This is a genomic window from Anaerosalibacter sp. Marseille-P3206 (assembly GCF_900155565.1).
Lineage (GTDB): Bacteria > Bacillota > Clostridia > Tissierellales > Sporanaerobacteraceae > FUHM01.
Genome location: NZ_FUHM01000002.1, coordinates 1,433,665 through 1,458,713, shown reverse-complemented (window position 1 = coordinate 1,458,713; position 25,049 = coordinate 1,433,665). Strand labels below are relative to the sequence as shown.

General features: G+C 32.6%; 22 protein-coding genes and 2 tRNA genes. 6 read left to right on the top strand and 18 right to left on the bottom strand.

The features are described from left to right. The first annotated feature begins 10 nt into the window (after positions 1-10). Positions 11-1,591 (top strand): ABC1 kinase family protein, encoded by a 1,581-nt coding sequence (locus BQ9840_RS08375; RefSeq protein ID WP_077369356.1) that lies wholly within the window; start codon positions 11-13, stop codon positions 1,589-1,591. 44 nt (positions 1,592-1,635) lie between these two features. Here the strand turns inward: BQ9840_RS08375 and clpB are convergent, their stop codons facing one another. Further along, positions 1,636-4,224, bottom strand: coding sequence for an ATP-dependent chaperone ClpB (gene clpB, locus BQ9840_RS08370; RefSeq protein ID WP_077369355.1), 2,589 nt, complete (start codon positions 4,222-4,224; stop codon positions 1,636-1,638). Positions 4,225-4,314: 90 nt separating this feature from the next. Continuing rightward, positions 4,315-5,268: a DnaJ C-terminal domain-containing protein gene (locus BQ9840_RS08365; RefSeq protein WP_077369354.1), complete on the bottom strand. Its 954-nt coding sequence runs from the start codon at positions 5,266-5,268 to the stop codon at positions 4,315-4,317. 297 nt (positions 5,269-5,565) lie between these two features. Here BQ9840_RS08365 and BQ9840_RS08360 point away from each other — a divergent pair, with 297 nt between their 5' ends. From BQ9840_RS08360 to BQ9840_RS08340, 5 genes are all read left to right on the top strand, one after another. Next, the gene (locus BQ9840_RS08360) at positions 5,566-5,790 is read left to right on the top strand and encodes a FeoA family protein (RefSeq protein WP_077369353.1); all 225 of its coding nucleotides are present in this window, start codon (positions 5,566-5,568) and stop codon (positions 5,788-5,790) included. Between the two features lie 28 nt (positions 5,791-5,818). Beyond that, positions 5,819-7,834: a ferrous iron transport protein B gene (feoB, locus tag BQ9840_RS08355; RefSeq protein WP_200804902.1), complete on the top strand. Its 2,016-nt coding sequence runs from the start codon at positions 5,819-5,821 to the stop codon at positions 7,832-7,834. A gap of 123 nt (positions 7,835-7,957) precedes the next feature. Continuing rightward, on the top strand, positions 7,958-8,902 hold the full coding sequence (locus BQ9840_RS08350; protein WP_077369351.1) for an AAA family ATPase: 945 nt from the start codon (positions 7,958-7,960) through the stop codon (positions 8,900-8,902). A 9-nt stretch (positions 8,903-8,911) separates the two neighbouring features. Next, positions 8,912-10,024 carry a DUF58 domain-containing protein gene (locus BQ9840_RS08345; RefSeq protein ID WP_077369350.1) on the top strand — a complete coding sequence of 371 codons (1,113 nt, stop codon included), beginning with the start codon at positions 8,912-8,914 and terminating at the stop codon, positions 10,022-10,024. A gap of 2 nt (positions 10,025-10,026) precedes the next feature. Further along, entirely contained in the window at positions 10,027-11,238 is a 1,212-nt protein-coding gene (locus BQ9840_RS08340) for a hypothetical protein (protein ID WP_077369349.1), read from the top strand. A gap of 25 nt (positions 11,239-11,263) precedes the next feature. Here BQ9840_RS08340 and BQ9840_RS08335 read toward each other — a convergent pair whose 3' ends face one another. From BQ9840_RS08335 to BQ9840_RS08260, 16 genes are all read right to left on the bottom strand, one after another. After that, the gene (locus BQ9840_RS08335) at positions 11,264-12,718 is read right to left on the bottom strand and encodes a nicotinate phosphoribosyltransferase (protein WP_077369348.1); all 1,455 of its coding nucleotides are present in this window, start codon (positions 12,716-12,718) and stop codon (positions 11,264-11,266) included. A 127-nt stretch (positions 12,719-12,845) separates the two neighbouring features. Then, positions 12,846-13,100: a FeoC-like transcriptional regulator gene (locus tag BQ9840_RS08330; protein WP_077369347.1), complete on the bottom strand. Its 255-nt coding sequence runs from the start codon at positions 13,098-13,100 to the stop codon at positions 12,846-12,848. Between the two features lie 16 nt (positions 13,101-13,116). Beyond that, positions 13,117-13,398 carry a DUF2325 domain-containing protein gene (locus BQ9840_RS08325; protein WP_077369346.1) on the bottom strand — a complete coding sequence of 94 codons (282 nt, stop codon included), beginning with the start codon at positions 13,396-13,398 and terminating at the stop codon, positions 13,117-13,119. A 13-nt stretch (positions 13,399-13,411) separates the two neighbouring features. Beyond that, complete coding sequence (gene feoB, locus BQ9840_RS08320) at positions 13,412-15,427, bottom strand: ferrous iron transport protein B (RefSeq protein WP_077369345.1); 2,016 nt, start codon at positions 15,425-15,427, stop codon at positions 13,412-13,414. A gap of 65 nt (positions 15,428-15,492) precedes the next feature. Continuing rightward, the gene (locus tag BQ9840_RS08315) at positions 15,493-15,711 is read right to left on the bottom strand and encodes a FeoA family protein (RefSeq protein WP_077369344.1); all 219 of its coding nucleotides are present in this window, start codon (positions 15,709-15,711) and stop codon (positions 15,493-15,495) included. Between the two features lie 120 nt (positions 15,712-15,831). After that, positions 15,832-16,401, bottom strand: coding sequence for an indolepyruvate oxidoreductase subunit beta (locus BQ9840_RS08310; protein ID WP_077369343.1), 570 nt, complete (start codon positions 16,399-16,401; stop codon positions 15,832-15,834). A 1-nt stretch (position 16,402) separates the two neighbouring features. Then, positions 16,403-18,166, bottom strand: coding sequence for an indolepyruvate ferredoxin oxidoreductase subunit alpha (gene iorA / locus BQ9840_RS08305; protein WP_077369342.1), 1,764 nt, complete (start codon positions 18,164-18,166; stop codon positions 16,403-16,405). Between the two features lie 162 nt (positions 18,167-18,328). Further along, positions 18,329-19,495: a CD0519/CD1768 family membrane protein gene (locus tag BQ9840_RS08300; RefSeq protein ID WP_077369341.1), complete on the bottom strand. Its 1,167-nt coding sequence runs from the start codon at positions 19,493-19,495 to the stop codon at positions 18,329-18,331. A gap of 174 nt (positions 19,496-19,669) precedes the next feature. After that, positions 19,670-19,744: transfer RNA gene (locus tag BQ9840_RS08295), tRNA-Glu, on the bottom strand. Positions 19,745-19,759: 15 nt separating this feature from the next. Beyond that, positions 19,760-19,833: transfer RNA gene (locus tag BQ9840_RS08290), tRNA-Gln, on the bottom strand. A 110-nt stretch (positions 19,834-19,943) separates the two neighbouring features. Further along, complete coding sequence (gene gltX, locus BQ9840_RS08285) at positions 19,944-21,407, bottom strand: glutamate--tRNA ligase (RefSeq protein WP_077369340.1); 1,464 nt, start codon at positions 21,405-21,407, stop codon at positions 19,944-19,946. 23 nt (positions 21,408-21,430) lie between these two features. Next, the gene (locus BQ9840_RS08280) at positions 21,431-21,985 is read right to left on the bottom strand and encodes a histidine phosphatase family protein (protein ID WP_077369339.1); all 555 of its coding nucleotides are present in this window, start codon (positions 21,983-21,985) and stop codon (positions 21,431-21,433) included. Continuing rightward, positions 21,976-22,713 (bottom strand): adenosylcobinamide-GDP ribazoletransferase, encoded by a 738-nt coding sequence (cobS, locus tag BQ9840_RS08275; protein ID WP_159436125.1) that lies wholly within the window; start codon positions 22,711-22,713, stop codon positions 21,976-21,978. The genes BQ9840_RS08280 and cobS overlap by 10 nt, the downstream gene beginning before the upstream one ends. Then, positions 22,710-23,246, bottom strand: a complete 537-nt coding sequence (gene cobU, locus BQ9840_RS08270) for a bifunctional adenosylcobinamide kinase/adenosylcobinamide-phosphate guanylyltransferase (protein ID WP_077369337.1) — start codon at positions 23,244-23,246, stop codon at positions 22,710-22,712. Before cobU ends, cobS begins: the two co-directional genes overlap by 4 nt. A 4-nt stretch (positions 23,247-23,250) precedes the next feature. Further along, positions 23,251-24,318: a nicotinate-nucleotide--dimethylbenzimidazole phosphoribosyltransferase gene (cobT, locus tag BQ9840_RS08265; protein WP_077369336.1), complete on the bottom strand. Its 1,068-nt coding sequence runs from the start codon at positions 24,316-24,318 to the stop codon at positions 23,251-23,253. Positions 24,319-24,459: 141 nt separating this feature from the next. Next, a complete protein-coding gene (locus BQ9840_RS08260; protein ID WP_077369335.1) occupies positions 24,460-25,047 on the bottom strand; it encodes a CDP-alcohol phosphatidyltransferase family protein in 588 nt (195 codons plus the stop codon). Between the last annotated feature and the right edge of the window lie 2 nt (positions 25,048-25,049).

Here is a 25,049-nt window from a genome sequence, read left to right as displayed (position 1 = left end):
TTAAAAGACTATGGATACAAATTATAGAAAAAAGAGAATAAGGGAAATTGTATCTGTTTCAATAAAACATGGATTAAAAAAAGGTATAAATAATCCTGAACAATTAAAATGTACACTGGAGGAACTAGGCCCTACTTTTGTAAAAATCGGTCAAATTTTGTCTACAAGGCCAGATATTCTACCTAGTGAATATATACATGAACTTCAAAAATTACAGGATGATGTGAAAGCTGAAAAATATGATGTAATGGTAGAAGTCATAGAAAATGAACTTGGCAAATCAATAGATGAAATTTTTCTCCAATTCGACAAAACTCCCATAGCCTCTGCTTCATTGGCTCAAGTACATTTAGCTAAACTTAAAACTGGTGAAAATGTTGTAGTTAAGGTCCAAAGGCCAAATGTTAAGGAAAAAATGACAGCAGATATAGCTATACTTAGAAAACTTGCCCCTGTTATTAACTTAACTCCAACAGGAAGTGCTATGGATGCTAGAGAAGTGGTAGAAGAATTGGCCGATGCTACTGAAAAAGAATTGGACTTTGTCAATGAAAGAAGAAATATAGAAACATTTGCTGAAAACAATAAAGATGTAAAGTTTATACTATGTCCAAAAGTGTATGAAGAATATTGTACAGATAAAATCATTGTAATGGATTATATAGAAGGAATCAAAATTGATGATATAGACAAATTAAAGGATGAAGGATATGATCTACAGGATTTGGCTAGCAAGCTAACTTACAATTACTTCAAACAAATATTTGAAGATGGCTTTTTCCACGCAGATCCCCATCCTGGAAATATATTAATTCACGATAAAAAAATAGGATATATTGACTTTGGTCTAATGGGCCAATTAGACAATTCTCTTAAGAAAAAGTTCAATGAATTTCTAGAGGGAGTAGTGGATAGAGATATAAACAAAATGAGCAAGTCCATATTAAAAATTGGCATAAAAAAAGGCCCTATGGATATAAAAAAATTGAGCAATGATATAGAAATAATGTATGAACAATACATTGAAGAATCCCTATTTGATTTTGATCTTCCTCAGATAATGGAGGAAGTATTGAAAGTTTGTAAGGACAATAATATTCATATGCCAAAAGATATTACCCTTTTGATAAAAGGGCTAATGACCATACAAGGAGTAATAGCTAAATTAGATAAAGAAATAAACATTATGGATATAGCCATTCCCTATATGAAAAACCGCTATATAGATGAAAAACTTAATACATTGGATTTGTCAAAAATTGTTGAAGAAATTTACACCATAGTAAAGGCAAACATGAAATTATCCGTTAAATTTTTAGATTTAATAAATCAAGCTATAAATGGCAAATTGAAACTTCAAATGGACCTAAAAGATGGCCGAGAGATTATAAATGAATTAAATAAGATGATAAATCGTTTGGTGTTTGGAATGATAGTGGCAGGTCTAGTAGTTAGTTCGTCTTTGGTTATCACTGCCAATATAGGCCCTAAGATTTATGGAATATCTCTCATTGGTATCACTGGGTACTTAGGAGCAGCTGTTGCAGGATTTTGGCTGCTAATATCGATAATACGGTCAGGCAAAATGTAATAGAAAAGGCATAAATTCCTGTAGGGGAATTTATGCCTTTGTTTTTATTCAACTTGAAAATCTAATTGATCATTTTTAACTGATACTACAACTGTATCCTTATCCTTTACAACTCCACCTATGAGCATCTTACCTAAATTGGTTTCAATTTCTTTTTGAAGGAATCTCTTCACAGGTCTTGCACCATATTGTACAGAATAAGCTCTGTCTAATACAAATTCCTTAGCATCATCTGTTAATTTTATAGTAATATTTCTGTCTTCTAGTTTTGATTGAATTTCATTAATTTGAAGGTCAATAATCTTATAAACTTCATCTCTTTCTAAAGGCTTAAACATTACTATTTCATCAATACGGTTTAAAAACTCTGGTTTAAATGTTCTTCTCATGTCTTCCATTACCTGTTCTCTTGCAGACTCACTTATACTTCCATCACTGCTTATTCCCTCTAATAGATAATGAGAACCTAAATTTGATGTCATGATTATAACTGTATTTTTGAAATCAACTATATTTCCTTGATTGTCTGTAAGTCTTCCATCATCTAATACTTGAAGAAGTATATTGAATACATCTGGATGGGCTTTTTCAATTTCATCAAATAGTATAACAGAATAAGGTTTCCTTCTGACTGCCTCTGTTAACTGTCCTCCCTCATCATATCCTACATATCCAGGAGGTGCTCCTATTAGCCTTGATACTGAAAACTTCTCCATGTACTCACTCATGTCTATTCTAATCATATTTCTTTCATCATCAAATAGTGTCTCTGTAAGAGCCTTGGCAAGTTCTGTCTTACCTACTCCTGTAGGCCCTAAGAATATAAATGACCCAACAGGTCTATTAAAGGATTTAAGTCCTGCTCTAGCCCTAATAACTGAATCAGATACACTTGTTACAGCTTCCTCTTGACCAATAACCCTCTTGTGTAGAATTTCATCTAGATGAAGAAGTTTTTCCCTTTCACTTTCTACAAGCTTAGTTACAGGAATTCCAGTCCATTTAGATACAACTTCTGCTATCTCTTCTTCTGTAACTTCTTCTTTTAACATTCTATCTTCACTTTCATTCAATGCCTTTGCTTCTTCTAATTTTCTTTCTAATTCGGGAAGTTTTCCATATTTAAGTTGGGAAAGTTTCTCTAAGTCATATTTTCTTTCTGCTTCTTCTATTTGGTGTTTTGTAATATCTATTTGTTCTTTTATTTCCTTAACCATCCTAATATTCTTCTTTTCTTCTTGCCATTTAGCTCTTTTGGCATCATAAACTTCTCTATGCCCAGCCAATTCCTTCTCTAACTTTTCGAGCCTTTTCTTAGAACTTTCATCAGTTTCTCTTTTTAGAGCTTCTCTCTCTATTTCAAGTTGCATTATTTTTCTTCTTATTTCATCTAATTCTACAGGCATACTGTCAATTTCAGTCCTCATCATAGCTGAGGCCTCATCCATTAAATCTATAGCCTTATCTGGCAAGAATCTATCACTTATATATCTATCTGATAGTGTAGCACAAGCTATTACAGCACTGTCAGATATTCTTATACCATGATGAATCTCATACTTTTCTTTTATTCCTCTCAATATAGCTATGGTGTCTTCTAATGTAGGTTGAGGAACCAATACCTTTTGGAATCTTCTTTCAAGTGCTGCATCCTTTTCAATGTATTTTCTATATTCATCCAATGTTGTAGCACCTATACAGTGAAGTTCTCCTCTTGCAAGCATAGGTTTCAATATATTAGAAGCATCCATTGAGCCTTCTGCCTTTCCCGCTCCAACTATATTGTGAATCTCGTCTATAAACATTAGTATTTTACCATCGGACTTTTCTACCTCATTTAAGACAGCCTTCAATCTTTCTTCAAACTCTCCTCTAAACTTTGCACCAGCAATTAATGAACCCATGTCTAATGAAAAAATAATCTTGTCTTTAAGGCCTTCTGGTACATCTCCATTTATTATCCTCTGTGCCAGTCCCTCCACTATGGCTGTCTTACCAACTCCAGGCTCTCCTATCAATACAGGATTGTTCTTAGTTCTTCTAGAAAGTATCCTTATAACATTTCTGATTTCGTCATCTCTACCTATTACTGGATCTAGTTTTCCCTGTCTTGCCTCTTCAGTCAAATTCCTACCATATTTTTTCAATGGATTATAATTTCCCTCTGGATTATCTGTAGTTATAGTTTGATTTCCCCTAACCTTTTTTAACGCCTCCATAAACCTTTCTAGATTTATATTGTATTTCTTTAGTATGCTTTCTGAAGGTATTCCTCTTTCTTTAAGTAGGGAAATAAACAAATGCTCAACACCTATATATTCATCATTGAACTTCTTAGCCTCATCTTCTGCTTTTAGTAGTATCTTCGCAAATGCTCTACTATTATAAAGGGAACTAGATCCACTGCCATATTGCTTTGGAAGTTTTTCCACTTCTCTTTCTACATCATTTCTAACTAAATCAGTGTTCTCTCCCATAAAAGATATAAGTCTTGGGATGAGACCTTCATTGTCCTCTAAGAGTGCTAAAAATAAATGCAAATCTTCAACTTGAGGATTTTCATATTTTATAGCCAACTCTTGGGCTCTTCCTATAGCTTCTTGACTCTTTTGAGTAAATCTATTGATATCCATAATCATACCTCCTATTCCCTATAATTGTATAATGTAATAAAAAATCAACAATAATCAATAAGTTAGTAAGTTAGTGCCGGGGGCAAATATTTATCTAGGGTTGTATGTTGTGATTTCACTTAGCTTTTCATATAGCTTAATCTGTTCTTCTGTAAGATGAGGTGGATTTACTATTGTAGCTTCAATGTATAAATCCCCTTCATTTTCTTTCATATCTCTATAACCTTTTTTAGGTATTCTTATCTTTTGCCCACTGTCTATACCTTGAGGAATTTTCACTTTTATCTTCCCATCAAAACTCTCAACTATCACTTGTGTTCCCAAGGCTGCTTCCCAAGGTAATAATTTGACTTTGGTAGTTAGATCCAGTCCATCTAATTTAAACTTAGAACTGTCTTTAATATTTACTTTAAGATATATGTCTCCAGCTATACCGATTTTACTTCCCTTTATCTTGATCTTCTTTCCTGGAAGTATGCCCTTAGGTACCTTTACAGACAGTGTTTTGTTTTCACTTCCCACTCTAAAAGAAACCCTCTTTGTAGTTCCATGATAAGCTTCGTCTAATGACACTGTAATTTCACTTTCTACATCCTGTTGTGGTTCTCTTCGTGAACTTCTCTTTCCTCTCCCAAACAGATCTCCTATATTGAATCCTCTGCTTTTAGCTCCTGCGTCTTGAAAACCTCCACCACCAAAGAACATATTAAAGAAATCACTAAAATCTCCCCCTGTTCCATCAGTAGTATAGGTATAAGTATATCCTCTACCAAAATTATCAAATCCAAAATTAGATGGATCAAAATCCTGCCCATTTGTGAAGTTATAACCACTTCCAAAAGTATCATACTTCTTTCTCTTTTCTTCATCTCCAAGTACTTCATATGCTTCATTTATATCTTTGAATTTTTCTTCCGTACTTTTATCCCCTTTATTCATATCTGGGTGATATTTTTTAGCTAATTTTCTATATGCACTTTTTATCTCGCTTTGCGTAGCGCTTTTGTCAACTCCTAATATATCGTAATAATCCTTATACTTCATTCTCAAACCTCCTCTATTGGAGTATTACATAGCTTAACTTAAAGTCAAACTTACTTTGACTTTCTTTGACCTTCATTTATATTATACTTATTTTACCACAAAAAATCAATACCTTTATATTTATTTTAATTATTATTTTATATATTAATACTTTCCCATGAATTTTTAAAAAAAACCTTATATTTTAAATATTTTTTGATTTTGTATTGATATTTATTCCTTTTTGCTTTATAATGTTATATAGTTGATAACGATTCTCATTTTCGGATTTATATTTTATATAAGGGGGAATTAAATATGCAAGGAATACCTTTAAATTTAATTGATACAGGAGAAAAGGGTGTTGTTTATGATATATCTGCAGGTCAAAAGGCTTCAAAAAGATTATATGAAATGGGCTTCAATAGAGGTTCAGAACTAAAAGTAGTAAAAAATGATAGAGGTCCTATTATAGTATCTCTTGCAGGAACAAAAATTGCCTTAGGTAGAGGTTTAGCACAAAAAATACTGATAAGCCAATAGTATAACTATTGGCTATTAATTATTCATAATGAAAGAGGTTGATCATATGGCTATAATAGCACTAGCTGGTAACCCAAACTGTGGTAAAACAACAATGTTTAATGCCCTAACTGGCACAAGACAACATGTGGGAAATTGGCCAGGAGTTACAGTAGAGAAAAAGGAAGGAATACTCAAAATTGATGGAGAAGAACATATCATAGTAGACCTTCCAGGAACTTATAGTTTAGGTGCATATTCTGAAGACGAAGTGGTTGCAAGAAATTTCATAGTAGAAGAAAAACCAGATGTAGTTATAAATGTAGTAGATGCTACAAATTTAGAAAGAAATCTATATTTGACCACTCAGCTTTTAGAAATGGATGTAAATGTAATATTGGCATTAAATATGATAGATGAAGTAGAGGAAAAAAATATCACTATTGATACAAAAAAATTAGCAGAAAAATTAGGTATAACTATTGTACCAACTTCTGCTGCAAAAAAAACAGGTATCGATGCCCTTATTAAAAGCACTATCAATAGTTTAGATAAAAATATCCCTACTAACAACATCAGTTATGGAAAAGATATAGATGAACAAATTGAGCATTTGACTGATTTGCTTGATAATTATTTCAAAGAAACAACTTACCCTACTAAATGGATAGCTTTAAAACTCCTTGAAGGTGATGAGTATATCTATAAGGTAGTAAGTGAAAAATGTAGTCCTGAAATTTTAAAAGAAGTTGACAATCTCGTTTCAAATGGAGACTTAAGTATTTTGATTGTAGATAAAAGATATGAATTCATCGGAAATGTTCTTTCTGAAAGCATTAAAAAGCCAAATATGGAATCAGAAACTACATCAGACAAAATCGACAAAATTCTTACTCATAAATGGTTTGGCTTACCTATATTTGCAATTATAATGTTTATAATATATCAGTTAACTTTTTATATTGGAGAAGATATCCTTGGAGAATTAGTTGGCTCTGGAATTAAGTTATTAGGTGAAAATATAAATGCTCTATTGGTAAAGGCCAATGCACCTGAGTTGTTAACCGCATTTATCTCAGATGGGTTAATAGGTGGAGTAGGTGCAGTAGTAGAATTTGTACCACTGATTATGGTAATGTATATTTTCATAGGTATACTTGAAGACAGTGGTTATATGGCTAGAGCAGCTTATGTAATGGACAATATCATGAGAGCCTTAGGACTTCATGGAAAAACATTTATCTCTATGCTAATTGGTACTGGATGTAATGTACCAGGAGTTATGGCAACAAGAACCTTAGACAGCAAAAAAGATAGAATGATTGCAATGCTTATAAATCCTTTTATATCCTGTGGAGCAAGACTTCCAATATATTTATTATTTATCTCAGCCTTTTTCCCAAAACATGGCGGCATTATACTATTTTCTCTTTATATATTAGGATTCTTAGTAGCAATACTTATGGGAAAATTATTCAGCAAGACATTGTTTAAAGGTGAATCATCCCATTTTATAATGGAACTACCACCTTATAGAGTTCCTTCACTTGAGGGAGTACTTCTCAATATGTGGGACAAAGTTAGCTCTTTCCTAAAAAGAGCAGGTACAACAATACTTGCTATAGTAACTGGTCTTTGGATATTGTCAGTTCTTCCATTGGGCGTAACACCTTATAGTGAAGCAAGTGTCCTAGGTAAAATAGGAGCATTCTTTGCACCAATACTAAAACCTGCTGGATTTGGTACATGGCAAGCAACTGTCAGCCTAATTGCAGGTGTAGCTGCAAAAGAAGCAGTAGTTGCCACATTGGGTATGGTATATGTAGGAGCTAAAGAAGGAGCAAATCTCATAGGTGCTATACAACAAGCATTTACACCATTATCTGCTCTTTCTTTTATGATAATGACACTACTATATACCCCTTGTGCTGGAGTAATTGCCACAATAAAAAAAGAAACCAACTCAAGTAAATGGGCACTATTTACAGCCCTTTATACCCTACTCATAGGTTGGATAGGTGCAGTTTTGGTATTCCAAATAGGAAAATTACTTGGATTTAGTTAGTAGACTTAAAGATGGATTATATATAATCCATCTTTTTTTCTTATTTATAAAGGAAAAACATCTTTTATGTAGAATAAATACATATAAATATATATAAATATTAATGAAAGCAGGAGGTAAATCATGGAAGTAAAACCTTTTATCGATTTTAAAGAACGTGTAATAGAAAATGTATCAAAAGTAATAGTTGGAAAAGATGAGGTTATTGAATTGTTATTGGTATCCCTTATATCAGGAGGCCATATACTATTAGAGGATATACCAGGAGTAGGCAAAACCATGCTTGTAAAGGCTTTTGCTAAGACATTGGGATTGCCTTCTAATAGAATACAGTTCACTCCAGACTTATTACCCTCAGATTTGACAGGAATCAACTTTTTTAATCAAAAGTTTAATGAATTCCAATTCAAAGAAGGGCCACTATTTGCAAATATAATCCTTGCTGATGAAATCAACAGAGCTACTCCAAGAACTCAATCTAGTTTACTAGAAGCAATGGAAGAAAAGCAGATAACCGTTGATGGAGAAACTAGAAAACTCAATTTGCCTTTTATGGTGCTTGCTACACAAAACCCAATAGAATCCTATGGGACTTTTCCACTTCCCGAAGCTCAATTAGACAGATTTCTCATGAGAATAACTATGGGTTATCCAAGTAGAGATGAAGAAAAAGAAGTAATTTTTAGAAGCATATCTTCAAATAAGATTGACGATTTGCCTACAGTGGTTTCAGTAGATGAAATCAATTATTTACTTAACAATTTTAACAAGGTTACAGTATCAGAAGATGTGATGGATTATATAATGGATTTAGTTTTGGCAACTAGAAATAATGAGAGAATACAATTAGGAGTTAGCCCGAGAGGAAGTATTGCATTATTTAAGGCATGTCAGGTTTATGCAGCTATCAATGGTAGGGATTATATTATACCTGAAGATGTTAAATACATGGCTCCTCATGTTTTCAATCACAGAATTATAATAAGGGGAATGGTCGCATTAAAGGATTCTGTGGAAATGATTGAGAGTATTATAAATAGTCTAAAAGTTCCCACAGAAGAATTTTAGGAGGAAAATATGCTTTGGTTTTTTATTATAATAGTAGCTTTAACTTTAGTATTAAATAAATTGACAATAAAATATGGATTTAAAAATTTACACTATAAAAGGGAATTGTCAACGAATGTTGTTGAAATAGGAGAAGACTTTGAATTGTCTACTATTGTAGAAAACAGAAAGCCTGTCCCTGTTACATTTCTACAGATAACAGAAAGATTTCCTGATAACTTTAAGTATTCATTTAAGACAAATTCCATACATACGGCTGGGTACTTATATCACACAATTACTATGTTTTTATTGCCATATCAAAGATTAAAGAGGACTTATGCTATTAAAGGCTCTGAAAGAGGCGTGTATAAGTTTCGTGATGTAACACTTGCCTTGGGAGATTTTATAGGTCTTGATACTGAATACAGGGATGTAGATTCTCTTCAAGAATTGGTGGTTCTCCCAAAGTCTATATCATTAGATGAGGCCATAGTTCCCTATGGAAATTATAATGGGGATATATCTGTAAAGAGATGGATAATCGATGATCCACTTATGACTATAGGAATTAGAGAATATACAGGTAGAGAACCTGAAAAACATATTCATTGGTCTTCTTCATTGAAATATGGAAAATTGATGGTGAAAAATTTTGACTTTACTACAGATAATTCTGTGGTTATTATATTGAATGTTGAATCAAGTAAGCCATTTTGGGCTGGTATTGATGTTGATGCTATAGAGCAGTGTATTTCTTTATGTAGGGGAATGTTTGAAGAAATGGAAAGGGAAAAAATCCCCTATGGATTTACTACCAATTCCCAAGTAAATAGTTTTTATAATGGAATGAATATAACGCCATCGGGAATTGGTCCAAATCAATTGAATTATTTAACTGAAATGCTTGGAAGAATTTCTTATGATATTTCTGGCTCCTTTGAAGAGCTATTAGAGAATTTAAACAACGGTAGTTTTAATCACACTACTTATGTGATTGTAACGCCAAAGATATTTGAAGGCTATGTAAAACCAATAGAGATATTGAATAAAAAAGTGAATAAAACAGTTCTAATCTCTTTTGATGAAGAAAATTTAAATCTATTAAATAATTCTATTATGAAATATGTAAGGAGAGTATAGATATGGGAATAAAAATATTAGATATAATAACAAAACTCTCTTTTGTATTTAGCATACTGACCTATTTGATGCCCTACAACAATTTGGTAAACTATGCAGTTATATATGTGACAAGCATCGGAGTTACATGTTTAGGCTATTATTTGAAAGAAAAGAGTAAAAATTATTATATGATAGGATTGTTGATGATACCCCTTTACTTCTTAATTAAAGGAGAGGGAAATACTATATTTTTAACTTTGGCAATCTTTTTCACATACTTTTTTGTAGTTAGATACAATGGAATTTCAACCCACGGCCTTTATATTGATAACTTTGTAAAGGGATTTGGAGTTTATATTTTCATTATAGTATTTTCACTAATTACAAGAACTTCTGGATTTATAAACAATTTATCTGGTCTATTCATGATTATGTATTTTATTTCTTCAGTGATACTAATTAGGAGCATGAGACATATAGAAAACAATCAAAGCATCGAAAAGATAAATAGGCAAAATATAATTTATTCTATATTTATATTAGTTTTTTCAATACTTTTGACTATGGAGAAATTTGTAAACTTCATAGGTAACGGAATCAAGTTAGCATATAATTTTTTAGTAGATTTGTTTTTGAAATTGTTCTATTGGGTTTTTATAGGCGCAGGGTATATTGCCATGTATTTAACTGAATTCCTTAAAAAACTTTCCTCAGGTGAAAAAATAGAACCTCCAGAGGCTTCAGAAAACTCACAAGATATAATGGAGATTTTAAAGCATAAAAAATCTGGAGGATTACCACCAATTGTAGCAACAATAATAAACTGGGCGATTAAAATACTTATTATTGTATTCATTATCTATATAATAAATAAGATATTTAAGAGAAATATGTCGAGAAAACATGTAAAAGAAGAATATGTCGAGGAAAGTGAATTTATTAATGTAAAAGAGATAAAGGAAAAGAAAAAGAGAAGTATTTTTAGACCTAAAGGAGAAAAAGCACAGATTAGATATTATTATGAGAAGTTTTTACGCAAATGTATAAAAGATGACATTCCCATAGTAGAACAAGATACCACTAAAGATATAAATAGAAAAGCAACAAATAAATATGAATTTGAAGCATTGGATAATTTGAGAAATATTTATATAAGAGTTCGCTATGGAAATAAAGATATAGATAAAATGTCTGTAAAAGAGTACAAGAAAAATTACAAAAAAATAAAGTGAGTAGATATCTACTCACTTTATTTTTTTATTTATGTTCTTCTAATAATCTATTTTTAATATCCCACAATGGTTTAGACAAATCCACGAAATATTTATGAGGTCTTTCAAAACGTAGAACTTCTTCCCATAGGGTATTTATTTCCTCTGAACAATAATTTTTTATTTCTTCTATATTTGGACTTTCGTATATAGATTGTCCACCATCAAATATCTTAGTTAACAATTTTCGTGAATAAAAATTGGTTACAGTTTTGCATTTCCAAGTATAGAAAGGATGGAAAATCTTATAAGGTTTAGTATCATCAATTACTTCATCATGAAGTGTTACCACATCAGCTATAGCCTTACCAGTTTCTCTATCAAACAATCTATGAACTTGTTTAAATCCTGGCGTTGTTATTTTGCCAACGTTTTCACTAACCTTAATCTTAGGAATTATTTCTCCGTTCTTTTCAATAGCAGCTAATTTATATACTCCACCAAATACAGGCTCGGATTTGGCAGTGATAAGTCTTTCACCTACTCCAAAGGAGTCAATTTTAGCACCTTGATTTATTATATCTCTTATAGTGTATTCATCAAGGGAACTACTAGCAACAATAGGACAGTCTTCAAAACCAGCCTCATCTAACATCTTTCTTGCTTCTTTTGAAAGATAAGCAATATCGCCACTGTCAATTCTAATACCCTTAGGTCTAAAACCTCTTGGCAATACTTCCTCATTAAAAGCTTTAATTGCATTTGGTATTCCAGATTTTAAAACATTGTATGTATCAACTAATAGTACACATTTATCAGGGTAAGTTCTAGCATAAGCTCTGAAGGCATCTAATTCAGATGGAAAAACTTGTATCCAGCTATGAGCCATAGTACCTAATGCCGGAACCTCAAAATCTCTGTCTACAATAGTACAAGCTGTACCTATACATCCACCAATATAAGCTGCTCTAGCTCCTAATATAGCTGCTTCATATCCTTGTGCTCTACGTGAACCAAATTCCATTACTCCTCTACCTTTAGCAGCTCTTACAATTCTATTTGATTTAGTAGCTATAAGACTTTGATGGTTTATAGTTAAAAGAACCATAGTCTCTATTATTTGAGCTTGAATTATAGGACCTTTTACAGTAACAATAGGTTCATGAGGGAATATTGGAGTTCCTTCTTTAATAGCCCATACATCACATTCAAATTTAAAATTTCTCAAATACTCTAAAAATTGTTCATTGAACATATTCTTGCTTCTAAAGTATTCAATGTCATCATCATCAAACTTTAGATTCTTTAAATATTCAATTAATTGTTCGACTCCTGCCATAATTGCAAACCCGCCATTATCAGGTATATCCCTAAAAAACATGTCAAAATAGGCTATTTCATCTTCCATTCCACATTCAAAATATCCATTAGCCATAGTGAACTCATAGAAATCTGCAAGCATGGTCAAGTTCTTCTTTTCTTTCCAATCAATGCTAGTCATTTTTATTCTCCTTTAAAATATACTTTAACTCAATTATATTTCTAAAAATGAAATAATTCAACTTATATTGCAAAAATATAAAATAAGTGAGCCAAGAGACCGTCTCCTGACTCACTGACTCACTCTGCTATTGTAATAATTTTTTTCCTTTATCGGTGATTATAAATGTTTCGCCTAAATTTTGTTCTTTGCAAGAAATACTACAACCGCTACAGTTTCCACTGCATTTAAATCCTTGAACTTCCTTTTTCAAATATCCCATTTGCAACAATTGATTGATTAATACTTCTACCATTTCTTCGCTAGTTTTTAATTCTCTAGCTAATGATTTTTTTGAAAAAACGGATGAATTATTTATTTGTTTTAATGTATCTATTAGCATAAAATCATCTCCTAAGTTAACTACTTAGTTCCCTTAATGTTTCATCAATAGAACTCCAAGATCGTTTACAATATCCTATTTTGGTATCATAGTTTTTAAGTTGTTTCTTAATAGATTTACAAGTTTGATGATTTATATAGTCTGTAAGTATCAAAACTACATCGGTATTTTTTGGGATTTTATATGTCTTCTGCTTTTTCTTTCTTCCTGAGATATGAGTAATTTGGTTAAATCCATTTTCTTTTAAGTTGTCTTCAATATTTCCTAAATAATCACCGCCTACAACTAAAACACTCATATAGATCCCTCCACTAACTAAGTCCAAATAGTCTACCAACTTGATAAATAAGCACTGCGGCAATCCAACCTACTAGAAATGTATATACTGCAGTAAATAATGCCCATTTTCTTGAGTTGGTTTCTTTTCTAACAGTTCCAATAACAGCAGCACATGGTGTATAAAGTAAAGTCATAATCATGAAGGCAAAAGCACTTAGTGGTGTAAACGCTCCTTGTACAGCCGCTACTAGCTTTGCACCCTCTTCTACACCTGCATATACCATACCTAATGTTGCAACTACTGCTTCTTTTGCAACTATACCTGCAAACAATCCTACAGAAGCTTGCCATGTACCAAATCCAGCAGGCTTAAATATAGGAGCAATAAAACTACCTATTTTACCTAATATACTAGCATCACTATATGGTTCTACACCGAAAGGTAATACAGATAATACCCAAAGAGCAGTTACAACTGCAAATATCACTGTTCCAGCTCTCTTTAAGAAGGAACCAACCTTATCCCACATATGAAGTAATACACCTTTAATGGTTGGAACTCTATAAGGTGGCAATTCCATTACAAAATAAGAAGATTCACCTTTAAACAATGTCTTACTAAATATTTTACCCATAATTATTGCTACTAAAAATCCTATTACATATATTGAGAATAAAACAAGTGCTTTATGCTTTGGGAAAAACGCAGATATAAATACTAAATAAATAGGAAGTCTAGCTCCACAAGATATAAATGGGTTTATAAGTATTGCAATCATCCTATCTTTTTTGCTGTCTAAAGTTCTAGTTGCCATGATTCCAGGAACGTTACAGCCAGCTCCTACTAACATTGAAATAAAAGTTTTTCCATGTAATCCTACAGATCTCATTATTCTATCCATTACATAAGCTGCTCTTGCCATATAACCACTATCTTCTAGTATTCCAATAAATATATACATTACCATGATTAGTGGAACAAATTCTATTACTGCACCTACTCCACCAAATATCCCATCAACTATGAATGCCGTTAACATTTCAGATGCATTAGCATTTACAAGTGCTGTCTCAATAGCCCCGCTTAAAGCTTCCATTCCCGCACCAAGCCATTCTTGAAGTACGTCTTCCCCAATTAAGAAAGTTAATTTATATACACCATACATTATAAGAGCAAATATTGGAAGACCAAACCACTTATGAGTAAGAACACGGTCTATCTTATCAGATTTTGTTTCTACTGAAACCTTAGGTTTCTTAACACTTTTATCAACTACATCTCCTATAAATTCATATCTTTTATCAACAATGACAATCTCTGGCTCCATAGATGTGGCAGCAATAGTATCTGCACTTTCCTTAACCATATTTAGGATATTTGATTGATTGTTTTTTTCAAATATCTCATAAACAAACTCGTCTCCTTCAAGTAATTTAATAGAAAGCCATTTTGAAGGATAATCCAATTTTACTTTAGAAGAATCTAAAGCTTTTTCAATTTTATCTATTTCAGAATCTATTTCACTGCCATAGCTGATTTTACTCAATTGGGAATTTTTAGAACCCATAGCTTTGATAGCTTCTTTGATTAAATCATCAATCCCTTTCTTCTTTGCAGCTATAGTTGGTATAACTGGTGCACCAAGCCCCTTAGAAAGCTTTTCTATATCCACCATTATCTTTTTTTCTTTTGCTTCATCCATCATATTTAGTGCAATAACTACATTTGCACCCATTTCTATAAGCTGAGCCGTAAGATATAGATTTCTTTCTATATTTGTCGCATCTACAACATTGATTACTACATCTGGATTTTCTTTTATTATAAAATCCCTTGCAACAATTTCATCTTCTGAATAAGCACCCAAACTATAAGTACCAGGTAAGTCTACAACATTGTAAACATTATTATTGTTTTTTAATGTCCCTTCCTTTTTTTCCACTGTAACTCCTGGCCAGTTTCCAACATGTTGATTGGCACCGGTAAGAGCATTAAAAAGAGTTGTTTTTCCGCAGTTGGGATTCCCAACCAATGCAATAGTATTCAATTTTAACCCTCCTTGTTAATGAAAATCATTCTCAATAAAACTTTAAAAAAATAATGCCTTTTCTTTTAAATAATAATATCTTCCGCTTCGTCTTTCCTTAAAGTAAGCTTATATCCTCTAACTATTATCTCAATAGGATCGCCTAGTGGAGCTTTTCCTGTCACTTCAACTGTAACTCCAGGTACTACTCCCATCTCTAATAGTCTTTTTCTAACAGAAGCATCTTTCGAAATGCTTTTTACCTTTACCTTTGAACCTATAGGCATATTATTAAGATTAGCCATATGTATTCCCCCTTTTCCGACATTGATAATCATTATCAATAACATCATATAATATTATTAAACAAAAATCAATAGTTTTAGTAAAAAAACACCCTGTACAAAACAGGGTGTTTTTATTGTTTAAAGATTTAGACCGCTTTCATATGCTTTTATATTTATTTCATGTAGTTTTTCAGGAAGATTTGCTTTTATAAGCTCTATCCAGTCTATATTTTCAAGTTCCATTGCTTTTACTAAGCAGCCTAACATTACTATATTTTGAGCTTTTACTTCTCCTAATTCTTCTGCTACCTTTCTAGCATTGATTACTTTAATGTTTTCTACTTCATCTTTTAATGCTTCTATAACACCATCAGGATATTTTTCTTTTCCTGTTAATACTGGAAGTGGATACATTTCTACATCATTGACAATAAGTCTTCCGCCTTTTTTAAGTTGTTGTAAATACCTAGCTGCTTCAACCTTTTCAAAGGCAATCATAACATCAGCTTCTCCAGTTCCTATAGATGGTGAATATACTTTTTCTCCAAATCTTATTTGAGTTGTAACACTACCTCCCCTTTGAGCCATACCATGGATTTCTGACATCTTCACATCATATCCTTCTTTGATTAGCCCTTGGGATAGTATCTTAGATACCAATATAGTACCTTGTCCACCAACTCCAACTAAAAGTAAACTCTTAACCATATTATTCACCCATCCTTTCTATAGCATCAAATGGACAGACTTGTGCACAAATAGTACAGCCATTACATTGTGCTCTATCTATACTAACTACATTGTCTTTTATAGATATAGCAGGACAGCCAATCTTCAAGCAAGATTTACATTTTTTACATTTATCTTCTACTACTTCACAATACATATTCTTTCTTCTTCTTTGAACTTCCTTAATAAGTGCACAAGGTTGTTTTGTTATAATAACAAAAGGTTCTGTTGCTTCATATGCATCTTTTACTGATTTTCTTGTTTCTTCTAATTTATATGGATCAACCACTCTAATGTTTTCTTCCTTAATTCCCACAGCCTTAACTATAGCTTCAATATCAACTATTTCTGTAACTTCACCCATCAAAGTCTTTCCTGTACCTGGGTTTTGTTGATGACCAGTCATAGCTGTAATTCTATTGTCAAGTATTACCATTACCATATTTGTCTTGTTGTAAACTGCATTAACAAGTCCTGTCATACCTGAGTGGAAGAATGTAGAGTCTCCAACAAAGCCAAATACTTTCTTGTCTACTCCTGCCAATTTAAATGCTTTTTCAAATCCTAATCCTGCACTTATTCCAGCACCCATACAGATAACTGTGTCCCCAACATTTAGTGGTGGCGCCATACCAAGTGTATAACAGCCTATATCACTAGTTACCACTACATCTTTTAACTTGCTTACTTCAAAGAATATTCCTCTATGAGGGCAGCCTGCACAAAGAGCAGGTGGTCTTGATGGCACTTCTATATTAGCCTTATAAACATCCTTTGCTTCATCTTTCACTAATACATTTCTAATGATTTCTGGACTCAATTCACCACAAGCTGGTATGAATTCTTTTCCTATACATTCAATTCCTAGTGATTTTACAAAGTTTTCGATATATGGTTCAGTTTCTTCAATTACATACAACTTGTCTACTGTTTTTGCAAATTTCTTAATCATCTCATCTGGAAGTGGATAAGTAAAGCCTATCTTTAAATAAGAAGCTTCATCTCCAAATACTTCCTTTGCATGTAGATAAGAAATTCCACTAGTAATAATCCCTATCTTCTTATCTCCCCATTCAATTCTGTTTAGAGGAGTGTTATTTGAGTATTTTCTCAAACTTGGAATTCTATCATATTCAATTTCTTTTTGTTTTTCCTTAGAATTAGCAGGTACCATTATATACTTTCTAATATTCTTTGAGTACTCTTTGATTCCTACTTCTTCTCTTTCTCGAAGTTCTACTAAACCTTTACTGTGACAAACTCTTGTAGTCACCCTAAAAATAACTGGTGTATCAAATTTTTCACTTATTTCAAAAGCATATTTCATATAGTCTTTACATTCTTGACTATCTGATGGTTCTATCAATGCTGCCTTTGAATGAGGTGCATAAAGTCTGTTGTCCTGTGCATTTTGTGAACTATGCAATCCAGGTTCATCAGCTGTTACCACAACCAATCCTCCATTAACACCTTCATAAGCCATTGTAAAAAGTGGGTCTGCTGCTACATTAAGTCCTACATGCTTCATAGTTACTAAAGACCTAGCCCCTGCTATAGAAGCCCCGCTTGCTACTTCTAGTGCTACCTTTTCATTTGTTGACCATTCTGAGTATATTTCTTCATATGTGGAAACGTTTTCTAAGATTTCTGTACTAGGAGTCCCTGGATAAGCACAAGCTACTGTACATCCAGCTTCATAAGCACCTCTAGCAATAGCTTCATTGCCTGTTAAAAGCTTTTTCATGTTTTTTCCTCCCATCTTTATACTAATTCTTATTTATATATACATTATAACAAATATAATCATAGTATTGAGAAAATATGAAAAATACTTAACAATATTCAAAAAATCTCCTAGTTTTATATCCTAGGAGATTTTAAACAATATTATTTAATTGAAATAAATTTACTTAGCAATGAGTTGGAATAATAAATATATATAATGAGATGAAATACCAGCTACTAAACCACCAATAGTGTGAGATAAAATTGCCTTATTAGCTAATTTTCTAACACCTAGTGCATCCATCATTCCAACATGAGTTGATAAATATCCTGACCAACACATTCCCAAAGAAGTAAATACTGCAATTTCATTAGCTCCAATAGCTCCTGATTTAAGAAGCTTTGGCACCATTCCTATTGCTGCTCCAACTGAACCTACAGCAGTTATTGGGAAGGCAATAGCTTTTGGAGAAGTAAATCCAAATAGTGGTGTCAATATTGGTGATAAGAAACCGCCTATTTTAGGTAATAGCCCAATTCCTTCATAAGCAGCCCCAGTATAAACTACATTGCCATTAACAACATTAGGCTCTATAGTTAACATCATTACAAAAGTACAAATAACAATAACACCAGGAATAATATCAAATCCTAATTGAACGCCAGTTTTTCCGCCATCGAGCATGGCTTCCAAAACTCTTTCAACAACACTACCTTCTCTTACTTTTCTCACTTTTAAACTACTATTATCAATAATTTTCTCTTGCTTTTCATCTTTTATATTGTAGTATTGTTTAGTAAAATGCATCATAATCCTTACACTAACAACACTACCAATAACAGCACCAAGTAATCCTATTGTTGCAGCACCCATGTACTCAGTACCATTTCCTTGCGACCCCATAAAAGACCAAACTATTAAACCCATACCAAAGCTTGTTCCTAAATTACAAAGGGTTGGAAGTTGATAATTTTTGAAATATTTAGCAAATCCTTCATCTTTTGCTAAACTAATAATTGCTGGATTATCACTTAAAAAAGTTGTAACAACTCCTAGAGCTGCAGCTCCTGGAAGATTATAAAGAGGTTTCATAATTGGTGAAATAATACGATTGATTAAAGCAACAACTCCAAATTCTGATAGCAATGCAGAAAAGGCACCAGCCAAAACAGCAATGGCCATAATAAAGAAAACAGTATTCAACAATAAGTCATGTGCAGTTGCCATCATAGTATTAAACATATTTCCTACACCCATTTTAGAACCCATATAATAGAATATCAAAACAAACAAAGCAATTGCTACAAATGTTTCTAAGGTTATATCCTTCTTTGTTTTTTGCTCCATTTTCTTTCCTCCTAGTACAATTTTATTATGAATATTTTGTATAATTTTTAATTATTAGGTTGGGCTTCCTAATAATAAAACCCTGCATCAATTAAAATGCAAGGCATTTTCATTAAACCTATAAGATATAATTCCTGGTTTATTGAAAAAAAGCACCTGAAAAGGTACTTAATGTGGCAGCCCCAAGGAGGCTCGAACTCCTGATTCTGCCGTGAGAGGGCAGCGTCTTAACCACTTGACCATGGGGCCACATATCTTCATTGCTGGCTCCGGGACTAGGACTCGAACCTAGACAATGTGATCCAGAGTCACATGTGCTACCATTACACAATCCCGGATCGTTCGGAACAATATATATTATACAACTAATTGTAAAACATATCAACAATTGTTTAAAAAATAACAGTTCTTTTATTTATTATATATAAAGCTCCCTATATGGGAGCATTTATTTCATATTCTTTATATATAGTATAGCACTATTCATCCTCTTTATACACTCTTCTTTGCCTAAAATTGATATTATATCAAATAAACCTGGCCCTACAGTCTTTCCTGACAATGCCAATCTTGTAGGATGTATAATATCTCCACCCTTTATGCCTAATTCGTCAATTAAATCCCTATAAACTCTTTCCACTGTTTCAATATCAAAAGCAGGAGCATCCCTTAGTGCTTCACTACCCTTTTCTAACAATTCAACTACTCCATCTTTCATAAATCTCTTCTTTACACCTTTTTCATCATAAGACTCTATATCTTTAAAAAAGTAAGCACTAGCCTCAGCTATTTCAGGCAACAATTTCACCTTTTCTCTTACTGAATCTACAACTCTTTTTATATATTCATACTTTGATTCAACTTCTGTTACTAGGCCACTTTCGATAAAATATGGTATAGCTTCTTCTACGATATAATCTAAATCTAAATCTCTCAAGTAGTTGCCATTCATCCAAGTCAATTTGTCAATATCATATATGGCAGCTGTTTTTGATACTCTATCCAATGAAAACTTTTTAAGAGTATCTTCCATAGAAAATAATTCTTCATTTTCTCCTGGAGACCAGCCTAATAAGGTTAAATAATTAACTAATGCTTCTTTCAAATATCCCTTATCTCTAAATTCTTCAACACTAGTTGCTCCGTGTCTTTTACTCAATTTACTTCTATCAGGAGCAAGAATCATAGATAGATGAGCAAATTGTGGCAATTCATATCCTAGAGCCTTATATATATGAAATTGCTTTGGTGTATTTGATAGATGTTCCTCTGCCCTAATAACATGGCTAATCTTCATACTATGATCATCTACAACACAAGCTAGATTGTAAGTAGGCATGCCATTGGACTTCATGATGATATAATCATCTAATTGAGTATTGTTAACTGAAACATTTCCTCTTATCAAATCTTCTATTTCAGTAGTCCCTTCCCTTGGAATTTTAATCCTTATAACATAAGGCTTTCCTTCTTTTAAATTTTTCTCTACTTCTTCCTTTGAAAGATGACTGCATTTACCTGAATATCTAAAGGGAAGTTTTTTCTCCTTTTGTTCTTCTCTTTCCACTTCTAAATCCTCTTCAGTACAGAAGCAATAATACGCCTTTCCCTCTTCTACAAGTCTCATTATCTCTTTTGTGTATAGTTCAGTTCTTTCTGATTGAAAATACGGACCAAAATCTCCTCCTATCTCTGGACCTTCATCCCAGTCCATTCCCAACCATTTCATACTTGATAATATTTGCGATACAGAATCCTCCTTTAGTCTTTCAGTATCTGTATCCTCTATTCTCAAAATAAACTTTCCATTATTCTTCTTAGCAAAATAATAATTAAATAGAGCTGTCCTAGCTCCACCAATATGTAAATATCCTGTAGGACTTGGTGCAAATCTAACCCTTACTTCCTCCATAGTTAAAACTCCCTTCAATTGAACTACAGCTTTATATATTTATAACCATCATTTATAGTTATTGTTGTAATACTACCGTTTCTCACCTTGAACCTGTAGAAGTACTCTATATCGTCAAATACCCAGCATAGGGCACATTTTATTACCCCTTCATGAGTAACAACTATCGTGTCTTTATCTTCTCCCACAACTTCTTCTAGAAAGTTTGATGTTCTATTATATAAATCCATCAAACTTTCTCCCTTAGGTATCCTATAGTTTATATAGTCATCTGTCCAAGCATAGGTTTCCTCTGGGTATTCTCTTTTTATTTCTTCATAAGTCTTTCCTTCAAATATCCCGAAGTTTATTTCTTTGACTCTTGGTTCTAAAATCCCATCCAAACCTAAGAGCTTTGATGTTTCAATAGTCCTCTTTAATGGACTTATATATACCTTTTCAAAAGAAATACTTTCCACTATCTTTTTAGTATTAAGTATTTGTTCTTTCCCTTTTTCAGATAGAGAAGTATCTGGACTTCCATATATTCTGCCTTTATTCTCCAAAGTTTCCCCATGCCTTACAAAAATCACATCCATGCTGATACCCCCATGAATGCCAATAGTGAAACTATCTCAGTAGTTTCAATGCTAGCACCATATACATCTCCTGTAAATCCACCAATAATCTTATAGGTTTTTACAGTTATAAAACTTGCATAAACTAATGATATTCCCAATGGAATCAAATACCACGGATTTATCAAAAATGTCATTATGCTATACAATATTGCCCCTGACAATGCATATTTTTTAGGATTGCTTTTTACAAGAGTATCTCCTATCCCACCGGGTCTAGCAGTTTTAAAAAAAGACATAAATATCACTGATACAAGTCTTCCATTACCACAAGATAAGGCTAAAAACAATGGAACATTTCCATTTAAATTTGATATAACAACATATTTAAGCAATATATCTAGTATTATAGCTACAACTCCATAGGTACCTATCCTACTATCTTTCATTATCTCAAGTATTCTTTCCCTGTCCCTAGCAGAAAGAAATCCATCAAAAGTATCTCCAAGACCATCTAAGTGAAGACCACCTGTAACAATTATTATAGTAGTTACAGCTAAAAATGACGCTATATCAGTATTTACATGAGAAGCTAGATAATAAACTAAGCCTGCAATTCCACCTATTATCATTCCTGTAAAGGGATAGAAAAATGTAGACCTAGACAAATTTTCTTTATTGAAATCAACTGGTATATTTATAGGTATCCTTGTGAGAAATTGAATACATAATATAAGTCCCTTAATCATTTTAACTTCACCGGTATGCCACAACATACCAAATAGACTCTATCTGAAATAGAGGCTATCCTTTGATTTATTCTACCTTGAATATCTCTAAATACTCTGCTTATATGGTATCCTGGAACCAATGAGTCTCCTACTTCATTAGTCACCATTACAAGTTCTAGTCCACTATCATTTACTGCATCTATTAAAGCTTTCAATTCATTGTATATAGTATCTTCGACACTTTTTTGAAGTTCCATTGAAATTCTCTCTTCATCTTTTGTCATATCATACATGATATTTGAAGTGAGAACAGTTATACAATCAAGTAGATAATACCTTTCTTCTCCTAGGGCCCTATCTAAATCATAATTCCCTTCAAAGGTTCTCCAGTAACTTGGTCTAGATTCCCTGTGAAGTCTAATTCTATCTTCCATTTCCCCATCAGTAATTTTAGATGTGGCAATATATGCCACATCTTTTTTGTCTTTATATAAACTTTCTGCAAAGGAGCTCTTTCCACTTCTTGCTCCACCTGTCACCAATGTAATCATATTATCACCTAATATCTATTAATGAATCTTTATCAAGTCTAGACTCTTCAAAAGTTGCCATATTGTCCATTATATATAATGCTGCTTCTATCATTTCAAAAGCTAGTGGACAACCTGAACCTTCCCCTAATCTCATTTCAAGATTGAGCATAGGTTTAAGCCCTAATTCTTTTGCCATATAAACTGCTCCTGGCTCCTTTGAAAGATGAGATGGGAAAAGATAATCCTTCACCAATGGATTGAAATTCACAGCACAAAGAGCTGCTGCTGATGAAATAAATCCATCAATAACTATTGGTTTTCTATTTTTAGCTGCTGAAAGAAAACATCCACACATTCCAGCTATATCAAATCCACCTACCTTAGATAATACATCAAGAGCATCTTCTTTATTTGGCTTATTTAATTCAATAGCTTTTTTTACACAATTAATTTTGTTTTGATATTGTTCTTCTGTAAGCCCTGCTCCCTTGCCACAAGTAGTTTCTGGATCAAGACCCGAAAACACACTGAGTACTGCTGCACTTGAAGTAGTATTTCCTATTCCCATTTCTCCAGTACCAAGGATATCTACCCCTTCACTATATAGTTTGTCAGCAATTTCAATTCCCACTTCTATAGCCTTTATTGCTTCTTCCCTAGTCATACTAGGTCCCTTTGTCATATCCTTTGTTCCATAAGCTACTTTTCTGTTTATAACCTTAGGTTCATCTATTTCAGCATTTACTCCTATATCCACTGTAGTAACTTCAGAACCTACTAATTTTGAAAGAACAGAAACTCCAGTATAACCCTTAATCAAATTTTCTGTAAGAAATTTCGTAAAATATTGAGGACATGCACTTACTCCTTGAGCTACTACGCCATTGTCTGCACACATAACCACAGTATTTTTATTTTTAATTTGATTATGTATATTACCTGTAATACCTGCCATCTTAATAACTATCTCTTCCAAAACCCCCAATGCTCCTATAGGTTTTGTAAAATTATCAAGTCTTTCCTTTGCCTTTTCCTTAGCCTCTTCATCTGCAGGCACAATAGATTTCAAAGTTTCTTCTAATAATCCCATTTTCCATCCCTTCCCTCATATATAGTCAATAATAATTATATTCTTCTTATGTTGCATAGTCAATCAATAGCAAAAGCTTTAAATTTGTTATTTTAATGCAATGTCAAACTGAAAAAATGTCTTCATAACGAAGACATCTTTTTAATTATCTAGAATCTTTTTAGCTTCACATAATCTTTGAAAAGCAGTAAACAGTACTAATACTGCATATATAATGGTAATAATGCTTAAATACTTATTAAATAATATCATCAAAGAAAATAATATAAATCCTTCTGTTCTCTCCATAACCCCTGCTTGATAATAGAAAGATTTCATTCCCTTTTTCTCAGACAATGCACCTACAGTTAAAAACACAGTCATTGAAATTATTATTGCAGAGGATAAGAACAATAATTCCATCCTTGAATTAGGGAACCTTAAACCTAGACCTATTATAATTGACAACTCTACTATCCTATCAAAGGTTATGTCCATTAATGTTCCCCAAGCTGTTGTGTCTTTCTGACTTCTAGCTACTTCCCCATCTACTGCGTCTAAAAGCCCTGATATCCAAAGTATAATAACAGCCAAAATTTCTTTTTCAAAATAGGCTAGTATGCCTGAGAATATTCCTACCAAAAAAGCTATTTTAGTAATGGTATTTGCAGTAAAATGTAATCTTATAAAAACATTTGCAACACTCTTTATTAAGGGGGCTACATATTTTCTTCCATGGGTATCTAACACTT

What these genes read in the sequence shown, in the direction of transcription:
- BQ9840_RS08375 (WP_077369356.1), top strand. Translation starts at nt 11, where the DNA reads ATGGATACAAATTATAGAAAAAAGAGAATAAGGGAAATTGTATCTGTT.
- clpB (WP_077369355.1), bottom strand. Translation starts at nt 4,224, where the DNA reads ATGGATATCAATAGATTTACTCAAAAGAGTCAAGAAGCTATAGGAAGA.
- BQ9840_RS08365 (WP_077369354.1), bottom strand. Translation starts at nt 5,268, where the DNA reads ATGAAGTATAAGGATTATTACGATATATTAGGAGTTGACAAAAGCGCT.
- BQ9840_RS08360 (WP_077369353.1), top strand. Translation starts at nt 5,566, where the DNA reads ATGCAAGGAATACCTTTAAATTTAATTGATACAGGAGAAAAGGGTGTT.
- feoB (WP_200804902.1), top strand. Translation starts at nt 5,819, where the DNA reads ATGAAAGAGGTTGATCATATGGCTATAATAGCACTAGCTGGTAACCCA.
- BQ9840_RS08350 (WP_077369351.1), top strand. Translation starts at nt 7,958, where the DNA reads ATGGAAGTAAAACCTTTTATCGATTTTAAAGAACGTGTAATAGAAAAT.
- BQ9840_RS08345 (WP_077369350.1), top strand. Translation starts at nt 8,912, where the DNA reads ATGCTTTGGTTTTTTATTATAATAGTAGCTTTAACTTTAGTATTAAAT.
- BQ9840_RS08340 (WP_077369349.1), top strand. Translation starts at nt 10,027, where the DNA reads ATGGGAATAAAAATATTAGATATAATAACAAAACTCTCTTTTGTATTT.
- BQ9840_RS08335 (WP_077369348.1), bottom strand. Translation starts at nt 12,718, where the DNA reads ATGACTAGCATTGATTGGAAAGAAAAGAAGAACTTGACCATGCTTGCA.
- BQ9840_RS08330 (WP_077369347.1), bottom strand. Translation starts at nt 13,100, where the DNA reads ATGCTAATAGATACATTAAAACAAATAAATAATTCATCCGTTTTTTCA.
- BQ9840_RS08325 (WP_077369346.1), bottom strand. Translation starts at nt 13,398, where the DNA reads ATGAGTGTTTTAGTTGTAGGCGGTGATTATTTAGGAAATATTGAAGAC.
- BQ9840_RS08315 (WP_077369344.1), bottom strand. Translation starts at nt 15,711, where the DNA reads ATGGCTAATCTTAATAATATGCCTATAGGTTCAAAGGTAAAGGTAAAA.
- BQ9840_RS08310 (WP_077369343.1), bottom strand. Translation starts at nt 16,401, where the DNA reads ATGGTTAAGAGTTTACTTTTAGTTGGAGTTGGTGGACAAGGTACTATA.
- iorA (WP_077369342.1), bottom strand. Translation starts at nt 18,166, where the DNA reads ATGAAAAAGCTTTTAACAGGCAATGAAGCTATTGCTAGAGGTGCTTAT.
- BQ9840_RS08300 (WP_077369341.1), bottom strand. Translation starts at nt 19,495, where the DNA reads ATGGAGCAAAAAACAAAGAAGGATATAACCTTAGAAACATTTGTAGCA.
- gltX (WP_077369340.1), bottom strand. Translation starts at nt 21,407, where the DNA reads ATGGAGGAAGTAAGGGTTAGATTTGCACCAAGTCCTACAGGATATTTA.
- BQ9840_RS08280 (WP_077369339.1), bottom strand. Translation starts at nt 21,985, where the DNA reads ATGGATGTGATTTTTGTAAGGCATGGGGAAACTTTGGAGAATAAAGGC.
- cobS (WP_159436125.1), bottom strand. Translation starts at nt 22,713, where the DNA reads ATGATTAAGGGACTTATATTATGTATTCAATTTCTCACAAGGATACCT.
- cobU (WP_077369337.1), bottom strand. Translation starts at nt 23,246, where the DNA reads ATGATTACATTGGTGACAGGTGGAGCAAGAAGTGGAAAGAGCTCCTTT.
- cobT (WP_077369336.1), bottom strand. Translation starts at nt 24,318, where the DNA reads ATGGGATTATTAGAAGAAACTTTGAAATCTATTGTGCCTGCAGATGAA.